The 16,749-nt window shown below is 60.9% G+C and carries 13 protein-coding genes; 8 read left to right on the top strand and 5 right to left on the bottom strand.

The features are described from left to right. The first annotated feature begins 207 nt into the window (after window positions 1-207). The 5 genes from LRP30_RS15515 to LRP30_RS15535 all read left to right on the top strand — a co-directional run bounded on the left by LRP30_RS15515 (window position 208) and on the right by LRP30_RS15535 (window position 6,930). Window positions 208-1,650, top strand: a complete 1,443-nt coding sequence (locus tag LRP30_RS15515; RefSeq protein ID WP_249760903.1) for an FAD-binding oxidoreductase — start codon at window positions 208-210, stop codon at window positions 1,648-1,650. Between the two features lie 46 nt (window positions 1,651-1,696). Further along, window positions 1,697-2,674: an adenylate/guanylate cyclase domain-containing protein gene (locus LRP30_RS15520; protein WP_249760904.1), complete on the top strand. Its 978-nt coding sequence runs from the start codon at window positions 1,697-1,699 to the stop codon at window positions 2,672-2,674. Next, window positions 2,625-5,027 (top strand): AAA family ATPase, encoded by a 2,403-nt coding sequence (locus LRP30_RS15525; protein WP_249761762.1) that lies wholly within the window; start codon window positions 2,625-2,627, stop codon window positions 5,025-5,027. The genes LRP30_RS15520 and LRP30_RS15525 overlap by 50 nt, the downstream gene beginning before the upstream one ends. A 326-nt stretch (window positions 5,028-5,353) precedes the next feature. After that, window positions 5,354-5,938, top strand: a complete 585-nt coding sequence (locus tag LRP30_RS15530) for a hypothetical protein (protein ID WP_249760905.1) — start codon at window positions 5,354-5,356, stop codon at window positions 5,936-5,938. Window positions 5,939-6,147: 209 nt separating this feature from the next. Next, a complete protein-coding gene (locus LRP30_RS15535; protein WP_249760906.1) occupies window positions 6,148-6,930 on the top strand; it encodes a response regulator transcription factor in 783 nt (260 codons plus the stop codon). A 15-nt stretch (window positions 6,931-6,945) separates the two neighbouring features. Here LRP30_RS15535 and LRP30_RS15540 read toward each other — a convergent pair whose 3' ends face one another. The 4 genes from LRP30_RS15540 to LRP30_RS15555 form a co-directional block, all read right to left on the bottom strand. After that, window positions 6,946-8,418, bottom strand: a complete 1,473-nt coding sequence (locus LRP30_RS15540; RefSeq protein ID WP_249760907.1) for an HlyD family type I secretion periplasmic adaptor subunit — start codon at window positions 8,416-8,418, stop codon at window positions 6,946-6,948. Next, window positions 8,415-10,151, bottom strand: a complete 1,737-nt coding sequence (locus LRP30_RS15545) for an ATP-binding cassette domain-containing protein (RefSeq protein WP_249761763.1) — start codon at window positions 10,149-10,151, stop codon at window positions 8,415-8,417. The genes LRP30_RS15540 and LRP30_RS15545 overlap by 4 nt, the downstream gene beginning before the upstream one ends. A gap of 141 nt (window positions 10,152-10,292) precedes the next feature. Continuing rightward, window positions 10,293-10,751, bottom strand: a complete 459-nt coding sequence (locus LRP30_RS15550) for a hypothetical protein (RefSeq protein ID WP_249760908.1) — start codon at window positions 10,749-10,751, stop codon at window positions 10,293-10,295. 251 nt (window positions 10,752-11,002) lie between these two features. Further along, a complete protein-coding gene (locus tag LRP30_RS15555) occupies window positions 11,003-12,409 on the bottom strand; it encodes a hypothetical protein (protein ID WP_249760909.1) in 1,407 nt (468 codons plus the stop codon). A 984-nt stretch (window positions 12,410-13,393) separates the two neighbouring features. On the opposite strand from LRP30_RS15555, the gene LRP30_RS15560 reads away from it, so the two are divergent. Next, window positions 13,394-13,726 carry a transposase gene (locus LRP30_RS15560; RefSeq protein ID WP_249760910.1) on the top strand — a complete coding sequence of 111 codons (333 nt, stop codon included), beginning with the start codon at window positions 13,394-13,396 and terminating at the stop codon, window positions 13,724-13,726. A gap of 99 nt (window positions 13,727-13,825) precedes the next feature. On the opposite strand, the gene LRP30_RS15565 is transcribed toward LRP30_RS15560, so the two are convergent. Next, window positions 13,826-14,470: a ParA family protein gene (locus LRP30_RS15565; protein ID WP_249760911.1), complete on the bottom strand. Its 645-nt coding sequence runs from the start codon at window positions 14,468-14,470 to the stop codon at window positions 13,826-13,828. Window positions 14,471-14,973: 503 nt separating this feature from the next. Here LRP30_RS15565 and LRP30_RS15570 point away from each other — a divergent pair. Together LRP30_RS15570 and LRP30_RS15575 are read left to right on the top strand one after the other, a co-directional pair. Further along, a complete protein-coding gene (locus LRP30_RS15570) occupies window positions 14,974-15,933 on the top strand; it encodes a calcium-binding protein (RefSeq protein WP_249760912.1) in 960 nt (319 codons plus the stop codon). A 193-nt stretch (window positions 15,934-16,126) separates the two neighbouring features. Continuing rightward, a complete protein-coding gene (locus tag LRP30_RS15575) occupies window positions 16,127-16,747 on the top strand; it encodes a methyltransferase domain-containing protein (protein WP_346016216.1) in 621 nt (206 codons plus the stop codon). Window positions 16,748-16,749 lie beyond the last annotated feature (2 nt).

Consider the following 16,749-nt stretch of genomic DNA (forward strand, 5'->3'; position numbering starts at 1 on the left):
GACACTCTGTCGCAGAACCATTCGTTTTGCCGGAGGACTAACCTCTAGGCGGAAATCTACCGTTCGCAATGTCGAACGGCGTGCAGCGGGGTGATTCTGCGCCGCGTCGGTTGCAAGAGCCGTGGGCGTGGCCGCCCCTTCTGCTGATCCGTCCAAGAGCATGAGAGCTGACTGCCGAAATTCTGACCGCTAGTTACGGAGGATGCCATGACGGAGATCCGGCTGGCCTCGCTGCAGGGCGGGGCGATTACGCTTGAAAGCGATGCAATTGCTGCCCTTCGCCAAACCTTGCGAGGCAACGTCTGTCTGCCCGAGGAGCCGGGCTATGACGAAGCGCGCACGATCTGGAATGCGATGATCGACCGCCACCCAGGCGCGGTCGTGCGCTGCAGAGGGACCGCAGACATCATTCGTGCCGTACGGCTTGCGCGTGAGCACGGCCTCTTGGTCGCTGTGCGCGGCGGCGGCCATAACATCGCGGGCAATGCTGTTTGTGACGGCGGGCTCCTGATCGATCTTTCGCTGATGCGCTCCGTCCGGGTTGATCCATTTCACCGCACCGCGCGCGTGGACCCGGGGGCAACGCTTGGCGACTTCGACAAGGAGGCGCAAGCTTTCGGCCTTGCTACCCCGCTCGGGATCAACTCGACGACCGGCGTTGCAGGATTGACGCTGGGCGGCGGCTTCGGGTGGCTTAGCCGCAAGTTCGGGCTTGCCGTCGACAACCTGATCTCGGCCGACGTGGTGACGGCCGAAGGCGAGCTCGTCCGGGCAAACATCGCCGAGAAGACCGACCTGTTCTGGGCGCTGCGCGGAGGCGGAGCCAATTTCGGGGTGGTGAGTTCGTTCGAGTTCCGCCTGCATCCTGTTGGTCCGATGGTTCTGGCCGGACTCATCGTCCATCCGTTTGCGCGGGCGAAGGAGCTGCTGACGGGCTATCGCGACGTCGCCGCCAAGGCGCCCGACGAACTGACGGTGTGGGTGGTGCTTAGGCAGGCACCGCCGCTGCCGTTCTTGCCCGCTGAGGTTCACGGCAAGGAGATCGTCGCGTTCGCCGTCTGCTATGCGGGAGATGAGAACGAGGGCAAGCGTGCATTGGAGCCGTTGCGCGCGCTCGGAGAGCCGATCGCAGACGTGATCGGCATGCAGCCCTTCGCGGCTTGGCAGACCGCGTTTGACCCACTTCTCGCGCCCGGCGCCTATAATTACTGGAAGTCGCACAATTTCGTTGAACTCAATGACGGTCTTCTCGATACGCTGGTGAGCCATACGACAAGCCTGCCGACCGGGGAGTGCGAGATTTTCATCGGTCAGCTTGGTGGCGCCACCAGTCGCGTGGCCGTCGACGCCACGGCGTTCCCTCACCGCGATGCGAAGTTTGTCATGAACGTTCACACGCGATGGCGCGATCCGGCGGATGAGCAACGTTCGGTCGCCTGGGCGCGCAGGCTCTTTGCTGAGACTGCGCCTCACGCAACCGGCGGCGTCTACGTCAACTTCATGACGGAGGACGAGACCGATCGCGTAGCCGGCGCCTACGGCCCGAACTACGCTCGTCTTGCCGCGCTGAAGGCCAAGTACGATCCCAGCAACCTGTTCCGGCTAAACCAGAACGTCAGGCCGGCCGCTGCACAGCGACCGGCCGCCTGACAAGAGGAGGAGGGGATCCGTAATCGAGGGGGCTACGGAGACGAAGTTGGACATCGGAGAATGGCTGCGCAGCCTGGGCCTGCAATCCTATGAGCAGACGTTCCGCGACAACGGAATTGACCTTGAGATCCTGCCCCACCTGACGGTTGAAGATCTCAAGGAGATTGGAGTCCTGGCTGTCGGCCACCGGCGGAAGCTTCTCGATGCAATCGACCTGCTACCAGCGGACCTGGCGGCAGCGCGGCCCCCCGCGTCGGTGGAGCGCCGTCAGCTCACGCTCATGTTCGTCGACCTTGTCGGCTCGACCGACCTCAGCCGCCGTCTCGATCCCGAGGAGTTGCGTGAGGTCATGCGGGCCTACTCGAACACGGTGGCGGGAGAGATTGCGCGACTGGAGGGCCACGTCGCGAAGTTTCTGGGAGACGGCGTGCAGGCCTATTTCGGCTGGCCGCGCGCAAGCGAAGATGCGGCAGAGCAAGCTGTCCGGGCGGGACTTGCGGTCGCAACAGCGGTCAGCGGCATGTCGTCAGGTGCAGGAGGCCTGCTGGCAGCACGCGTCGGCATCGCCACCGGGCTTGTCGTGGTGGGTGATCTGCTCGGGGAAGGTGCTGCGAAGGAGGAAGCAATCACTGGGGAAACGCCTAATCTCGCGGCCCGTCTGCAACAGGTTGCGGAGCCTGGTACGGTCGTTATCGCCGACAGCACGCGCCGCCTGGTCGGCGATCTCTTCGACTTTATTGAGCTCGGTTCCCTTCGGCTCAAGGGCTTTCCCGATCCGGTGCAAGCTTGGCGGGTCATCGGCGAAGGCCGGGCAGAGAGTAGGTTCGAGGCTTTGCATGGAGCCCACGTCACGCCACTCGTGGGGCGCAGCGAGGAGCTCGATTTGACGCTGTCACGGTGGCAGCTTGCCAAAGGGAGGGGCTGGACAGGTCGTCTTGATTTTTGGCGAGCCAGGAATCGGAAAATCACGATTGGTGCTCGCGCTGCGAGAACGGCTGCAGGCCGAACAAATCACGCTCGTTAGCTACGCCTGCTCGCCGCATCACCTGAACAGTCCGCTCTTTCCCTTCATCTCGCAGCTTGAGAGGGAGGCGCGGTTCGCACCTGAGGATGCCGCGCAAACACGGCTCAAGCGCCTCGAATTGCTCCTTGGCGAAAACGGCGAAGGGCTGTCTAGCGATGCAATCCAGCTTGTTGCCGATCTGCTCGGCATTCCAACTGAGAGGCCGAGCACCCAGCCGGAGATGTCGCCGCAGCAAAGGAAGGCGCTCCTGTTCCGCACCTTCCTGGCCCGACTCGATCGACTTGCCGCTCGCGGCCCGGTGCTGATGGTGCTTGAAGATGCGCACTGGCTCGATCCCACCTCGCGCGAGCTGTTCGACCAGATCGTGGATCGTCTTCAGGACCTGCCAGTGCTGGTCGTGGCCACGTTCCGCCCGGAACTCCCGCCACCATGGATCGGGTTTCCGCACGTCACGTTGCTCATGCTAAACCGCCTGCCACAGGCGCAGGTGGTTGCACTTGTCGACCGGATCACCGAAGGCAAAGCGCTTCCTGCCGAGGTCCTCGACCAGATTCTGGCGCGGACCGAGGGTGTGCCGCTCTTTACCGAGGAGCTCACGAAGGCCGTTCTTGAAGCCGGGATCCTCCGCTACACCGGCGCTCGCTACGTGCTCGCCGGCGCGTTCCCGTCCTTGGCGATCCCGGCGACGCTGCACGATTCGTTGATGGCGCGGCTTGACCGTCTTGCTCCGGTCAAGGAGGTCGCCCAGATCGGAGCCTGTATCGGCCGTGAGTTCGATCACGAATTGCTTGCTGCGGTCGTGTCGATGCCAGGCGGGGAGCTTGCCGCGGCGCTTGACCGCCTGGTAGCGGCAGAGCTCGTTTTCCGGCGCGGCCTCGCGCCTGCCGCGACCTATGTCTTCAAGCACGCCCTGGTGCGCGATGCCGCCTACGAAAGCCTGCTCAAGCGGCGCCGCCAGGAGCTGCACGCGCGGATTGCCACATCGATCGAAGCGCTCTTTCCGCAACTTGTCGAAGCACAGCCCGAGCTGGTCGCTCGTCACTTTGGCGAGGCGGGATTGGCCGAGAAGGCCATTCCATACTGGCTGAGGGCCGGCCGCCTCGCAGCCGCCCGATCGGCGAATATGGAGGCAATTGCCCATCTGAGATCGGGGCTCGAGTGCGCCCAAGCACTTCCTCCTGGAGCATCACGCTCGCGCTTCGAGCTTGCCCTGCAGCTTGGGCTTGGCGGCCCGCTGATTGCAACAAAAGGATTTGCTTCGCGCGAGGCAGAAGCGGCGTTCCAGCGCGCACAGGAGCTCAGCCGCGAGCTGCAGAGCGAGGCTGATCTCTCCGCCGCGTTGAAGGGGCTCGGCCACGTCTATCACGTGCGCGCCAACCTGCGCGAGGTCACAAGCCTCGTCGAGGAGACGGAGGCGCTAGCGAAACGAAGCGGTGATCCCGTGCGTCAAGCCGAAGCCGATCATCTTGTGGGAGTGCTCTCATTCCACCTCGGCCAGTTTCGATTCTCGCGCGACCGGTTCGAGAGAAGCGCACAAGCCGGCGAATACCGCGGTCGCTATTATTCCGAGGTCTACGGAATTGATATGAGCGTATTCTGCCGCGCCTACATGAGCCATTGCGATTGGCATCTCGGCTATCCCGTTCGTAGCCTTGGGATTGCTGAGAAAGGGCTTGCCGTCGCGCGTGAGATTTCACATCCATTCAGCATCGCGCTCGCGCTCAACTATCTGGCGATGCTATATCAATTCCGGCAAGAGCCCGATGCCGCACTGAAAGCAGCTGCAGAGTCACGCGACATCTGCACCGAGTACCGCTTCGACTACTATGGCGCATGGGCCAGCCTCGTTCGCGCCTGGGCGATCGCTGAATCCGGCAGGCTTGAGGAAGGTCTTGCGGACTTTGATGCGGGGCTTGAGGATTTCCGACGTACAAGTGCGGGGCTACGTATTCCGCACCATCTTGGCTTGCTCGCGGCGCTTCATCGCAAGGCTGGAAACGCCATGGCCGGGCTTCGGGTCATCGACGAAGCGGTGGCAATTGCGGACGCCAGTCTCGAGAGCTGGTGCGCCGTCGAACTTCACCGGGAGCGCGGTGAACTGCTGTTGCTGGCAGCCGGGGAGGAGGCCGAAAATCAAGCGGACGCGGAATTCCAGGCCGCGAGTGAAATTGCCGCTGTCCAGGGTGCAAGGCTGCCCGAGCTTCGCGCAAGCGTTGCGCGCGCCAGACTCCAGGCGGCACGCGGCATGCGGCGAGAGGCGCGCGACGCTCTTGTGCCGATCTACAGTTGGTTCAGCGAGGGCTTGGAAACACGCGATCTCGTGGAAGCGCGCAAGTTGCTGGCAGACCTGTGACGAAGTTGCCGCAATAGCGCCCCATCTCCCCGTCCGCTAGCGCGCCGCGCCATCGTTCTGCGATGCGGTGATCAGTTCGGTAAGGGTTGTGCGCTGACCTGGGCTGAGCAGCAATCGGGGAAGATTTCATCCCCCGGCTGTCGCTCGGCGAGATGACAAAACGGGCTTTCCGCATGGTCTGGAGCCGGACCGGCCCGCCCAGGCAGATGCCGGGCAACCTTCCGCGCTTAATGAGCGCTTAACGCTTTTGCGCAACAGATAGATCACCAGCGCGGAATTAGTCCTAGTTACGATTGCGAGCCGAGCTCCCGAGGGAGGGGAATCGGATGGGACTGCTTTTTGTTGGAGTGCTGGCAGGAATTCTGGTCGGCTTTGGCTGGTTCGCGCCGTCCCGAGGATATTTCCTTGGTTGTGCGGCGCGACCCTGTTTCGACAGGGTTGCAGTCGCCCGACCCGCAGAGCCAACGCCGGCGGCATTGGCGCCAACTCCTGCGATTGTCAAATCGAATTCTGCAACCTCGGCAAAGTCCGGCAAGAGGCCATCCCCGAAGAGACGCGGATCGGCCGATCTCGCCAAGGCGGCTGCCCCGCGCACGAGGATCAGCGACCCGGCGCCCGAACGCCCGGCGGCAAGGTCAGATACTGTCCTGGACAGGGCAAAGGTCACGATCGCATCGAAGATGGACGATCCAGGATCGGCCGAGTTCAGCGATATGAAGCGCGCAATGCGATTGAACATGTTTGGGCGCGCTGTGGATACGATTTGCGGTCGTGTGAAAGGAAGAAGCGCGTCAGGCGACGAGACTGGAGAGAAACCGTTTCTGTATCTCGTGAGGGAGGATGAAGCATACGTCGTCGACGGCAAGTCGGGGTCGGCGGCGTCAACCGCGTATCGAAATATCTGCAATTGAGGGGATGCGTCGACCGCGCCACGGTGCGGCACGCGTCCATGTGATTTGAGCGGAAAGAATTTCCACCCGGGCGTCAGACTATCCCGCAGTGGATACGATCCTAATGTTGGCGCTGCGCGTGACGATGCATTCAGGATGAATGCCGCAACGGGAATACACAGCACGGATCGTGGGACTGTGGCAGAGATTCTTTTCATTCCGAGGAAATCATGGATGACCTAACCAACTTCTCAAAACGGCTCAATGGATCGCTTCACTTGCCGGTTCTGGTGATCATCGAGCCCCTTCTATTGCCTCGCACATGCATTCTGAACGTCTTCAGGCGGGAATTGGCCGAATTCGAGATCCTTGACATGGCAACGGTCCAAAGCCTGGACAGCGCGTCAGCTCGCGATGTTCGTCTGGTGTTGCTGAGTATCGCGGACAAGCCTATCGGCGATCCCTCGGTTGAGGACGATCTCGCCTTCGTCGCGGAGTGCTGTCCCAACGCGGCCATTGCAATCCTGTCAAACCATGACGACGAGCCGACCGCGCAGGCCGCGATGCAGCGGGGTGTGCGCGGTTTTCTCCCCACCTCGCTGCCAATAGAGGTCGTCATCGCCGGCCTGCGCCTTGTTCTTGTCGGAGGCTGCTACAGGCCGTTGCCCATCGCTGGAATAAACAGGATACCGGGTTTCGAGCCACCGGATGCGCGTCGGTTCGCGTCCGCATATCTGACGAACGAAGCAGCCAGGGCGGCTATCGACAGGAGCTTGACCGATTTCACGCCTCGAGAGCAGCAGGTTCTGGCGGAACTGGAACTCGGCCTGCCCAACAAGCTGATCGCCGCCAAAATGAACCTCTCGGAGAGCACCGTTAAAATGCACATTCAGCATATCATGAGGAAATGTGCCGCTCACAATCGCACGGAAGCGGTCCTCCGCTGGCGCGGCCGGTTGCCCGCGCAGAGTCGCGATCACGATCCGGGCGCAGCCTCAACGCCGGAGACCTAGTCACGGGGAGCTGAATCAATCCTCCCTGAATGCACCGCGGAAGCTGTCGAGCAGGGGGCTCAGCGCGTAAAGTGCAACGGTGCCGCGCCCCGTGGTGATGAACACTTGAACGGGCATACCGGGAACGATCTGGATGACATTTGCAGCCATCTGTGCGTCGTCGATCCGAATCCTGGTCGCGTAGTATGGCTGGTCGGTACGCTTGTCGAGGAGCCGGTCCGCGGATACGTGCACGACGGTTCCCTTCAGGCGCGGCACGCGACGCTGATTATATGGTACGAGATGCACCTCGGCATTGAGGCCGGGATGCACCACGTCGATGTCCTCCGGCCGCAGGCGGGCGGTCACGATGAGGCGGTCTTGCCGGGGCACCAGGTCCATGAGCGGAGCGCCAGCCCCGATGACGCCGCCGGTCGTATGAATCCGCAGGTCAGTTATCACGCCGTCCTCGGGCGCCTTGACCTCCGTTCGGGTTAGTTGGTCCCTGGCCGCAAGCAACCGTTCGCGGAGTTGGAATATCTGGTTCTGTGCTTCGCGAAGCGATTGTGCGATCTCGTTCTGCCTTTCGCTCTCGAGCTTGAACAAATTTGCCTGCGACTCGTTGATGACCTGCTCGGCGCGGGAAATCTGCGCCGCGATCTCACCACGACGTCCCTCAACGTCGGCCAGTTCACGCTGCAGATTCAGAAGCCGTGGCCGCCGTTCGAGTCCCTTGTTGACGAGGGTCGTGACCATATCGAGTTCTTCCCGGACGATGTCGCTTCGCTGCCTGGTGGCGCTCTCCTGAGCCTTGAGACCTTCGATCTCCTTCTCGACCTGATGCCTCCGCTCGCGAATGACCGCAAGCTGCGACTCGTGAACCTGCCGGCGTGCCTGGAAAATGAACTGCTGCGCCGACAGCGCAGCGGCCGCTGCCCCATTCTGTTGGCTGTCCTGGTCCAGCGTGCTCGGGACTGCGATCCTCTCAAATCTCTGCTGCTCGGCCTGAAGCCGCGCGGCACGAGCAATTGCATCCCACAACTGGCCTTGCAGACTTTGCACCTCCGAATCGGCGCGGGTATCGTCCAGCGTGATCAACGCTTGTCCGCTTCGCACGACATCGCCGTCCGAAACCAGGATCCTCCTGACGATACCGCCTTCCAGATGCTGAATTGTCTTGCGGTTCGATTCCGATTCCACGACGCCGGACGCGATTGCGGCGCTCTCAAGTGGCGCGAAGCTCGCCCATGTGCCAAGGCCCAGCATGAAGCCGAGCACCAGCAGATTGCCCACGAGGGTGATCCCGCGAAGCCTGGCGCGCGGAGAGACCGGTGTGGGGGTCGAGCACCATGGAAATTCGAGAGGCTCGAAATCGTCGATTGCGGTGACAACGTCTCCAAGTCGCCCGGCGAGCGGGGGGCGTACGGGTGTTCGCGTGATCTGGTCCCAGATCATGGGAAGTTGCGAGACCGCGGGAAGCTTCCAGCTTGTGGGAAAATGCCAGGTCATGGCGCAACTTGCGACGTAACCTGGGGCCGAGCCAAGTGCCGTTCAAAGATTTCCTCGCTGTCGCCGAACGCGACGACCGCACCGTCTTCCATGATGGCGATCTTGTCCGTGGCTGCGAGGAGACCCATCCGGTGAGTGACGACGACCAGGACGACATTTTCGCGCTTCATGCGCTCGATGGCATCCAGCAGCATTCGCTCGCCCCCGTAGTCGAGGCTGGCGTTCGGCTCGTCTAGAACAACGAGGCGCGGACTGCCGAAAAAGGCTCGGGCCAGACCGAGGCGCTGCCGATATCCGCGCGAGAATGATTTTTCACTGTGAACCACCGTGTCGTACCCGAGCGGTAGGCGCATGATCGCCTCATGGATTCCGACGAGCTTGGCCGCATCGACGACCTTCCGCCGATCGACAGCATCAAGCCGCGCGATGATGTCGTTTATGGTGTCGCCGAGCAGATTGATGTCCTGGGGCAGATATCCCAGATGTTGGCCGCTTCGTTGCTCGCGAAGCAGCGAGACGTCGGTATTATCGAGGCGGACACCGCCATGCGTTGGCATCGACAGCCCGGCGATCACTTGGCCAAGCAGGGACTTGCCAGAACCGGACGGACCGATAATGCCAAGGCACTCTCCGGGCGCGAGGCTGAACGAGACATCTTTCAGCAGAAAGTGGTCGGGCCCCGGTAGCTTTACACCAACGTTATCGACGAGGAGACCGCTCCGCGCTTGTTGCGGCGAGATCTCCGTATCCTGCTGCTCGGTGGCGGGGAATGCGGCGAGAAGAGCGCCGAGCCGCTGACAGGCACTCACGGCCGTAACGAGTGATTTCCAGCCTGCGATTGCACTCTCGACTGGCGCGAGCGCCCGGCTGAACATCAGCGTAGAGGCAAAGATGATCGCCGGACTTTTCCCGTGATCAAGGACGAGCCACGCGGCTGCTCCCATGATCAGGACTTGCGAGAGCGCGCGGACCGGTTTGGTGGCAAGCATCACGATCTCGCCTCGGCGCAGTGCCTCGTCGTGCTCTCTGCGGGCGTCCTGCGCGTCGTGGTAGATCGCTCGCGCTGCACTATCGAACATTCCCATGGCGCGGATCATGTGGACGTTGCCGGCGGCAGCCTGAAGGCGGCCGTAGCTTCTGGACAGCGCAGCGCTGGATTTGAGCAGAACGTTCTCGGTCACCAGATCTCCGACAACCGTGAGAGCGAACAGGAAGGCCACGCAGCAGGCGCCCACCACGCCAAGCAGGGGATGGATCAGAAAGAGGACCAGGAGGAACAGGGGCGCCCAGAGCGCGTCGAACAGCATCGGACATGCGCCGGATTCCACGAACTGGCGCAGGATCGTGAGATCCCGATATGCGTCCGAGGCCCGCGTCCAATCGCTGCGAAGCGCGGATTCGAGGCTGGCCGAAAGTACGCAAGCACGAAGCCGATCGTCGAGCCAGGAACCAAGCCGGCCCAGGACAGCACGCCGCAATGCATCGAACACGCCGCCGACCACGACCGTGATCGCGACAATGAGCGTGAGCAGAAGCAGTGTGTCGCCGCTCCGGCTCGACAAAACCCTGTCGTAGATCTGAAGAAGGTAGATGGAGGGCGCAAACAGAAGCAAATTGTAGCTGCAACTATATGCGAATACGAGACCAAGCGGTCCCGCACAGGACCAGAGGGCCGCGTGCAGCGGCGTACGGATTGGCGGCAGGATGGGCAATCGAATGGGCGGCACCAGCATGATCGTCACCGCCTGAAATCGAGGTCCGGCGCACTTGCCCGACGGCCAATGCAATCTGGCAACGGCATCACGGGGGTATTGACGTGAAATCCAGGACCGGCGGCAGTGGCCGCCGGTCCCGCCAGTCGGACGAGTCGCTGGTCAGAGCGTATCGAGATGGAAGGTCACTCCTCCACCCCACGCGAAGTTGCCGTCTCCACCATCGCCGCCGATGCCAGCCACGACTTCCTGGTGCTGGTCCACAATGAGCTTGTTGATCTGGGTGGCATCCGTATTGGCGTATACCTTGGAGGTATCGTGGCCGCTGTAGGATTTCTGGCTTCCATTCGACTGGGCGTCTCCGCCATGGGCCTTGGAAAACCATGAGGCCTTGGTGTTTGCGCCCCCGGCGTCCCAATCCGCCGTCTGTTTGACGTGATCACCGGTGTTCACATGCACATCGGCACCGTCGGCTTTGTTGGTTGGATCGAAGTTGAGAGTCGGCTTGCTGATGATGGCTCCCTTGAAAGTACCGTCGCCGCCATTTCCGGCACTTTGACCACCGGTGTTGATCGATTTGAAGTCGATCGTATCCGTGATGTTGATTGCCTTTGGCATCATTTGAGGCCTCCGTCGTTCTGTTGGCTGTCGTGCAACATCCATCCCGATCAGGCGGACGCGCGCGGCAAGTCTGATCCGCCCGTGCGCGAGTGCGATAGATGTCAAATCGGATACAATCCGGCTTTGTCGGCCTACGTACGAAAGTACGCCGTTCGTCAGGCGGGGGTGCCTCTACGCGGGGCTTTGCAGGCGAGGAGTAGCAACTGCACGTGCCGCCATGCGATCGATCATGCAAGCGGTACGAAGTGTCGCTATGCCACCAGGTGAAGGTCTGACAAGAGATGCGCGGCATCGTCAGCTAGCGCAAGATTGCCATAGCCGCCGTCCCCGCCAACTCCGGCGATCTGAACCGCACTCTGGTCGATGTGCACGTTGTTGACCTGATCGGCCACAGCCGTCGAATGTGGACCTGCGATGGCTATATTAATGGGCGCATAGATCGCGACGCTGACATCGATCAGACTGCCGGCAAAATAGCCGTTGCCGCCATTGCCTGCGCTGTTCGAGCCGGTCGCGATCGTGTCGGAGCCGCCCCACAGATTATGGGAGAGAAGGTTTGCGTTGCCGCCCGCTGCGGCGTTGTCGTTGCCGCCGTGTCCGCCAATGCCGGCGATCTGAACCGCGGATTGATCCACGGAAACATCATTTGTCTGGACCGCGTAAGCGCTGGAGCCATAGCCAGCGATCGCGATGTTGATCGGATTATACAGCACGAACGAGGTATGGACGAGCTCCCCGTAAAACGCGCCGTCCCCGCCATTGCCGGCCTGGCTCCCGCCGGTTTGAACGTCCCAGGCGCTCACTTCGTTGCTTGATCCCCAGCTAGGGTCGAGCGTGAGGATGCTACCGCCGGCGGCCACATTGCCATGTCCGCCATTTCCGCCGACGCCCGCGATCTGCGTGACCGATTGATCGATGTCGACCGTGTTCGATTGACTCGCATGAGCTGAGCCGCCCGAGCTCGCCAACGCAATGTTGATCGGATGATAGATCACCACGGGAGCGTCCACCAACGCACCGGAGAAATAGCCGCTGCCGCCGTTACCGGCACTGTTGTCGCCGCTGGCGATCACATTCGTCCAAGAGGAAGTACTGACGCTCCCTCCCGATGCAATATTTTCACTGCCGCCATGTCCGCCGACGCCGGCGATCTGAAAAGCGGATTGATCGACGTTCAAATTGTTGGACTGGTTGGCCAGGGCGACCGAGCCGTATCCTGAACTCACCGAGATGTTGATCGGCTCATAGATCAGCAAAGACGCGTGAACGATGCCGCCGTAGAAGTAGCCGTCTCCGCCGTTCCCAGCCGGGTTCGTTCCGCTCTCGACCGTGGCGGCGCCCATCCCGAAATGGTATGCGCCGCAAGCCGACTCGGTGGCCGAAGGATTCTGGCCCGCCGCAGTGTGGTGGCCGAAGTGACCCACCGATGTGGTGAGATGTTCGAATTGAATTGGGCCAGAGTCATGGGACAGGGCATGAGCGCTCGCGGGATGCGCTCCATGGCTCGCAAACGGGCTTGGACCATGGACTTTGACGCCACTGTCGATCAGGTGCGGGGCACGCGGTGCCGGACCGGAGTCGTCGTCACCATCGTAGCCATGGTGGCGATGGGAGGCGTGATGCAGCCGGATTCCATCCGACACTCGTGAAAAATCCATTGTAACCTCCCTCATCACAATCGCTCCGCGCAATCGGAGGGGCTCTGCACTCCGGACGGAATGTCATCCTGGGAAGATCGAAAGCCCAGTCGTCAGTTCGGATATAGCGCTTCGGGTGGTAGCCGTAACATCGGCTACATCCGTTCGAGTGAGGCTACAGCCTTTGTAACTTTTGCGCCGGCCGATGCTGGAAAGTACGATCTGGGGAGGGGCTGCTCTTGGCGCGCAGAGCCGACTAAGTTTGATATCGAGCGGACGGGTAGCAATTCGATCTAAGTAGCTAGCGATCGCATCGTCGAGCGGTACGATTTGATGCGTGTCGCGCCCGAGGCACTTCGCCTCGAGACAACGATAGCCGGCGTTCTGTTGCCGAGCGCAAAGGAGAGTTGGCCGACTCGCTGAAAGCTGAGCATGCGTGCAATCCAGGCCTGACAGGCCAAGCCATCCGCATCCTTGCGCGTGTCTCGTAAACGCGGTGCTTCGGGGGGACGATGTTCTTGGCTTTTGCGGCATCTTTCGCCGCGATGATCGCAGCGACTGTACCGGCAGCCGGTCAGAAACGTATGGACCGGGCGCCTCCGATACTGAGGTCAAAATCGGCAATACGATGCCATACTCAGGTCCAGCGTCTTCCTACAGCAGCATCGGCAGGCTATGGCTGCATATTTCGACAAGATTTAATGCGGAGGGGTGGTCAACGGACGCAGGATCATCTTTATCCGAATTGAAATTAGAGTTCCGAAAACGTTAATTGCACTGCAGCTAACACTCAGGATTAAGTTTACATAACCAAAAATATCATTCATGAACTTGGCATAAGTATGATAGCATCACCCTGAGTCATTTTCCGAATCCCGGCGTATATGTTATTTGACGCTGGTCAGGTCACCCCCCTGGCCAAGCCAGACAGCGAATTCTGCGCGAGCTTACGGGCCGCAACGAATACTAGGCGCGAATATGAAGAAGCATTCTCACGAAGAAATCATGCTGAAACTTGTCCAGGCAGACGAGCTGGCCCGAGCGGGCAATTCCCAGGTGGAGATTTGCAAAGCGCTTGGGGTGAGCATCATGACACTGCATCGTTGGCGGAAACTGTCGCTAGGCAAGGACGAGGCGCAATCTTCGAACCTTCGCGAAGCTGGCACGAACGCGCCCACCGATCTCCCGACTATGGGTGAAATGCGTCGTGTCCTGGAAGAACTCACGGTCGAGAACCAGCGCCTGCGCAAGCTTGTCACGGATCTTATGCTCGAGAAGATGAGGCTCGAAGAGACTTCGACACCGGCGCTCCGCGCTGGCCAGGCACGCAAAGCCTGATTCGAATATCATTCATCTCACTGGTCGAACGAGTACCTGCATCTCTGCGGATCATGCAGTGGATGTGCTGAACGCGCGTCGTGCGATTGTCGGCTGCTGCTATCGCGCGCTTCCGACGATTTTCTCGATTTCGTCTGCCAGGGCTTGAATTTCTCGATCGGCCGGATCGCCAGCCACGAAGCTCGCGACCGACTGTCCGTAAGTGAAGGACCGAACGAACGCGAGGCGGCTTGCGATCGGAGGCCCAACAATCTCGCCGAATTCACTCAGTTCCTCGACAAGCTGGCGCCCCTCGAGGGTACGGCCATCGACCCGGTTCGGAACCAGAATGACCTGAACTCGATCTCGCCGGCGCTCGCGCGCCGCCTCAATGATGGCCAGCGTCTGCGTCGTTGCATCGAGATCCAGCCCTGAGGCAGTGCAGGGGACTAGGATCAAGTCTGCCACCGCGATCGATGCTCCCATTCCGCGCGCGTTGGGGGCAGTATCGATCACCACCATACCGGCCTCGACGTTTCGGACCTCCTGCGCCCAGGTGGATACGGAAATGTCCTCCAGGGCCATCTCGTAGACCGGGAATTCCAGATTGCCCAACTCCGCCCAATGAGCGGCGGAGCGCTGAGGATCGCTGTCGATCAGCGCGACATCGTGACCCCTGCGCGTCAGCTCGGCGGCGATGCAGATCGCGATCGTCGTTTTGCCAACCCCTCCCTTGCGTTGGGTGACTGTGATGGTTGTCCGCATCGGTCGGGGAGAATTCATGCGGCGCTACAATAACAAGTGATCGTATTCTCGGCAGATTCGGTCGGTGCCTTCATCTCGCGGGCTGCCGACCGCTTGCTCCTCGTGCAGTGAGGCGGGCGAAGCTCGTACATATGGTCTCCACACATGCCTCGTCGACGAATTTCGTATGGGTACGGATCAAAACCGCCGGCACATGGCGAGAAAAGCGTCATTCGATCGCGGATTCCCCCCGCATCGCCGCGCGATAGTTAACACAATATGACATTGCCTCAAATTCGAGTTATCAGCGCGTGAATTTGATCCTTGACAGTGATTGTGCGTCGCGACTAACATTCATCATAACAAAAGTAGCCAGCGCCTTAACATTCTAACATAAGGCGCGGGTGAGCCGGGCGGATGCAACCTGTTTGCTCCCGTTCAAGTCGCAGCACATTCAGCCTCAAGCACCTTTGCCGCTGATTGGCGCGTCGGATCATCATCAGTAAAACTTGAAAGGGGGTACCATGGCCGTCTCGTACCTGACGAAGACTGAGCTGGGCCAATTTCTTCACCAGAACGGAAACCACATCGAGGCGAGCGTCAGATCGGCGTTGATCGACTCGCTCGAGCAAAGCGGTGTATTCAGTGACGATCCCGGGGATGCTTCGAGAGCATGGTTCGAGTCCGGACCGTTCTCCGGAGGGAGCGTTCCGCCGGTCGTTAACGTCCTCGACGTTTCGCAGTCCACCACGGTCGAGACCACGCCGAACCTGAAGGCGATCATCCTCGATGACGCCGGCGGCAAGACGCTCGATGTGATCGGCGGCGATAACGACGTGTTCGTCGCCATGGGCAAGGGTTCCGACAGCGTGAACCTGTACGATAGCGGCGACGACACGGTCTATGGCGGCAGCGGCAACGATGCGATCCATGGCGGGCACGGCAATAGCTCGCTGTTCGGCGGCGCCGGCAATGACAGCATCTATGGCGGCACTGGCAACGATACGTTGACCGGCGGCACCGGCAACGACCGTCTCGAGGCGGGCTCCGGCGCTCAGTTGCTCGAAGGCGACGGTGGCAACGACTTCCTGAAAGATCTGGCGTCGGGGCACAGCACGCTGTCCGGTGGCGACGGCAACGATACGCTGGTCGGCGCGCAGGGCGATGTCTTCCAAGGCGGTGACGGCAAAGACGTGTTCTGGGTCTACGGCGGCGGGGCTGCTGCGAACTCGACGCTGCAAGGCGGGAGCGGCGACGATACGTTCCATGTCCAGACCCACACCGGAAACGACACGATCGTTGGCGGCACCGGCACGGACACCGTGGACTTCGCCAATCGCTCCTTCTTCGATGTCACGAAGATCGACGTCGACGCGAAAACGAGCACCTACACGCTACACTTTAGCGACAACCAGACGGTCGCGGTCAGTGGCGTCGAGGATCTCCACTTCACCGATCAGGACGTCCATCTGCCGAAGCTTTGATCCGGCTCATGCAAGCTACGCGAGTGAAAGCCCCGCTCACGGCGGGGCTTTTGCTTTTGAAGTTCGAGAGTTAAGACGTCTTTCGCCTTCTGACGTCTTATCATTGCCATGTCTTGCTTCGATGCTGGAGAAGTTGTGATTTGCTAATATCGTCACCTGGCGCTCACCGGGCGCCCGATGCCAGGAACGGATCTTGTCTGCCAAGATGAAACGCTTGCTCAATGCGGGCTCCGGGCCTGGTACGGCCCAGCGCATTGCCCGGATGATCGTCGATCATGGCTGGGAGGAGATTCGGTTCGACATCGACCCCGACGTCAAGCCAGATGTGCTCGGCTCGATTCTTGGTTTGAGCGGCGCGTTCGAGTCTCAGTCTTTCGACGCGGTTTGGTCATCGCACGTGCTCGAACACCTCTATGCCCACGAGATCTATCCGACGCTGCGTCAGTTCCACCAGGTCCTGAAGCCTGGAGGATTCGCCTTGATCATGAGCCCGGACGTAGAATCGATCGCTCAGTTCATCGTTGAGCATGGCATTGCCGCGATAGCCTATCATTCGCCGGCGGGGCCGATCAGGCCGCTCGACATGCTCTACGGCCATTCGCGCGCGATCGAGGAGGGGCGCGTTCACATGGCCCACCGAACCGGATTTACGGCCGAGCGACTCGGTAATCTCCTGCTGATGGCTGGGTTTCCGACCGTTTCGGTCAGCACCCAAAATTTCGAGGTCTGTGCGCTCGCGCTGATGCCCGAGGCCGACGGCGAGGCCATCCAGAGGTCTTTGTTAGAATCCGGCTTCAATTTTCAGGAAGCCTAGGC

The organism is Bradyrhizobium sp. C-145, from assembly GCF_023375135.1.
Classification (GTDB): Bacteria; Pseudomonadota; Alphaproteobacteria; order Rhizobiales; family Xanthobacteraceae; genus Bradyrhizobium; species Bradyrhizobium zhanjiangense.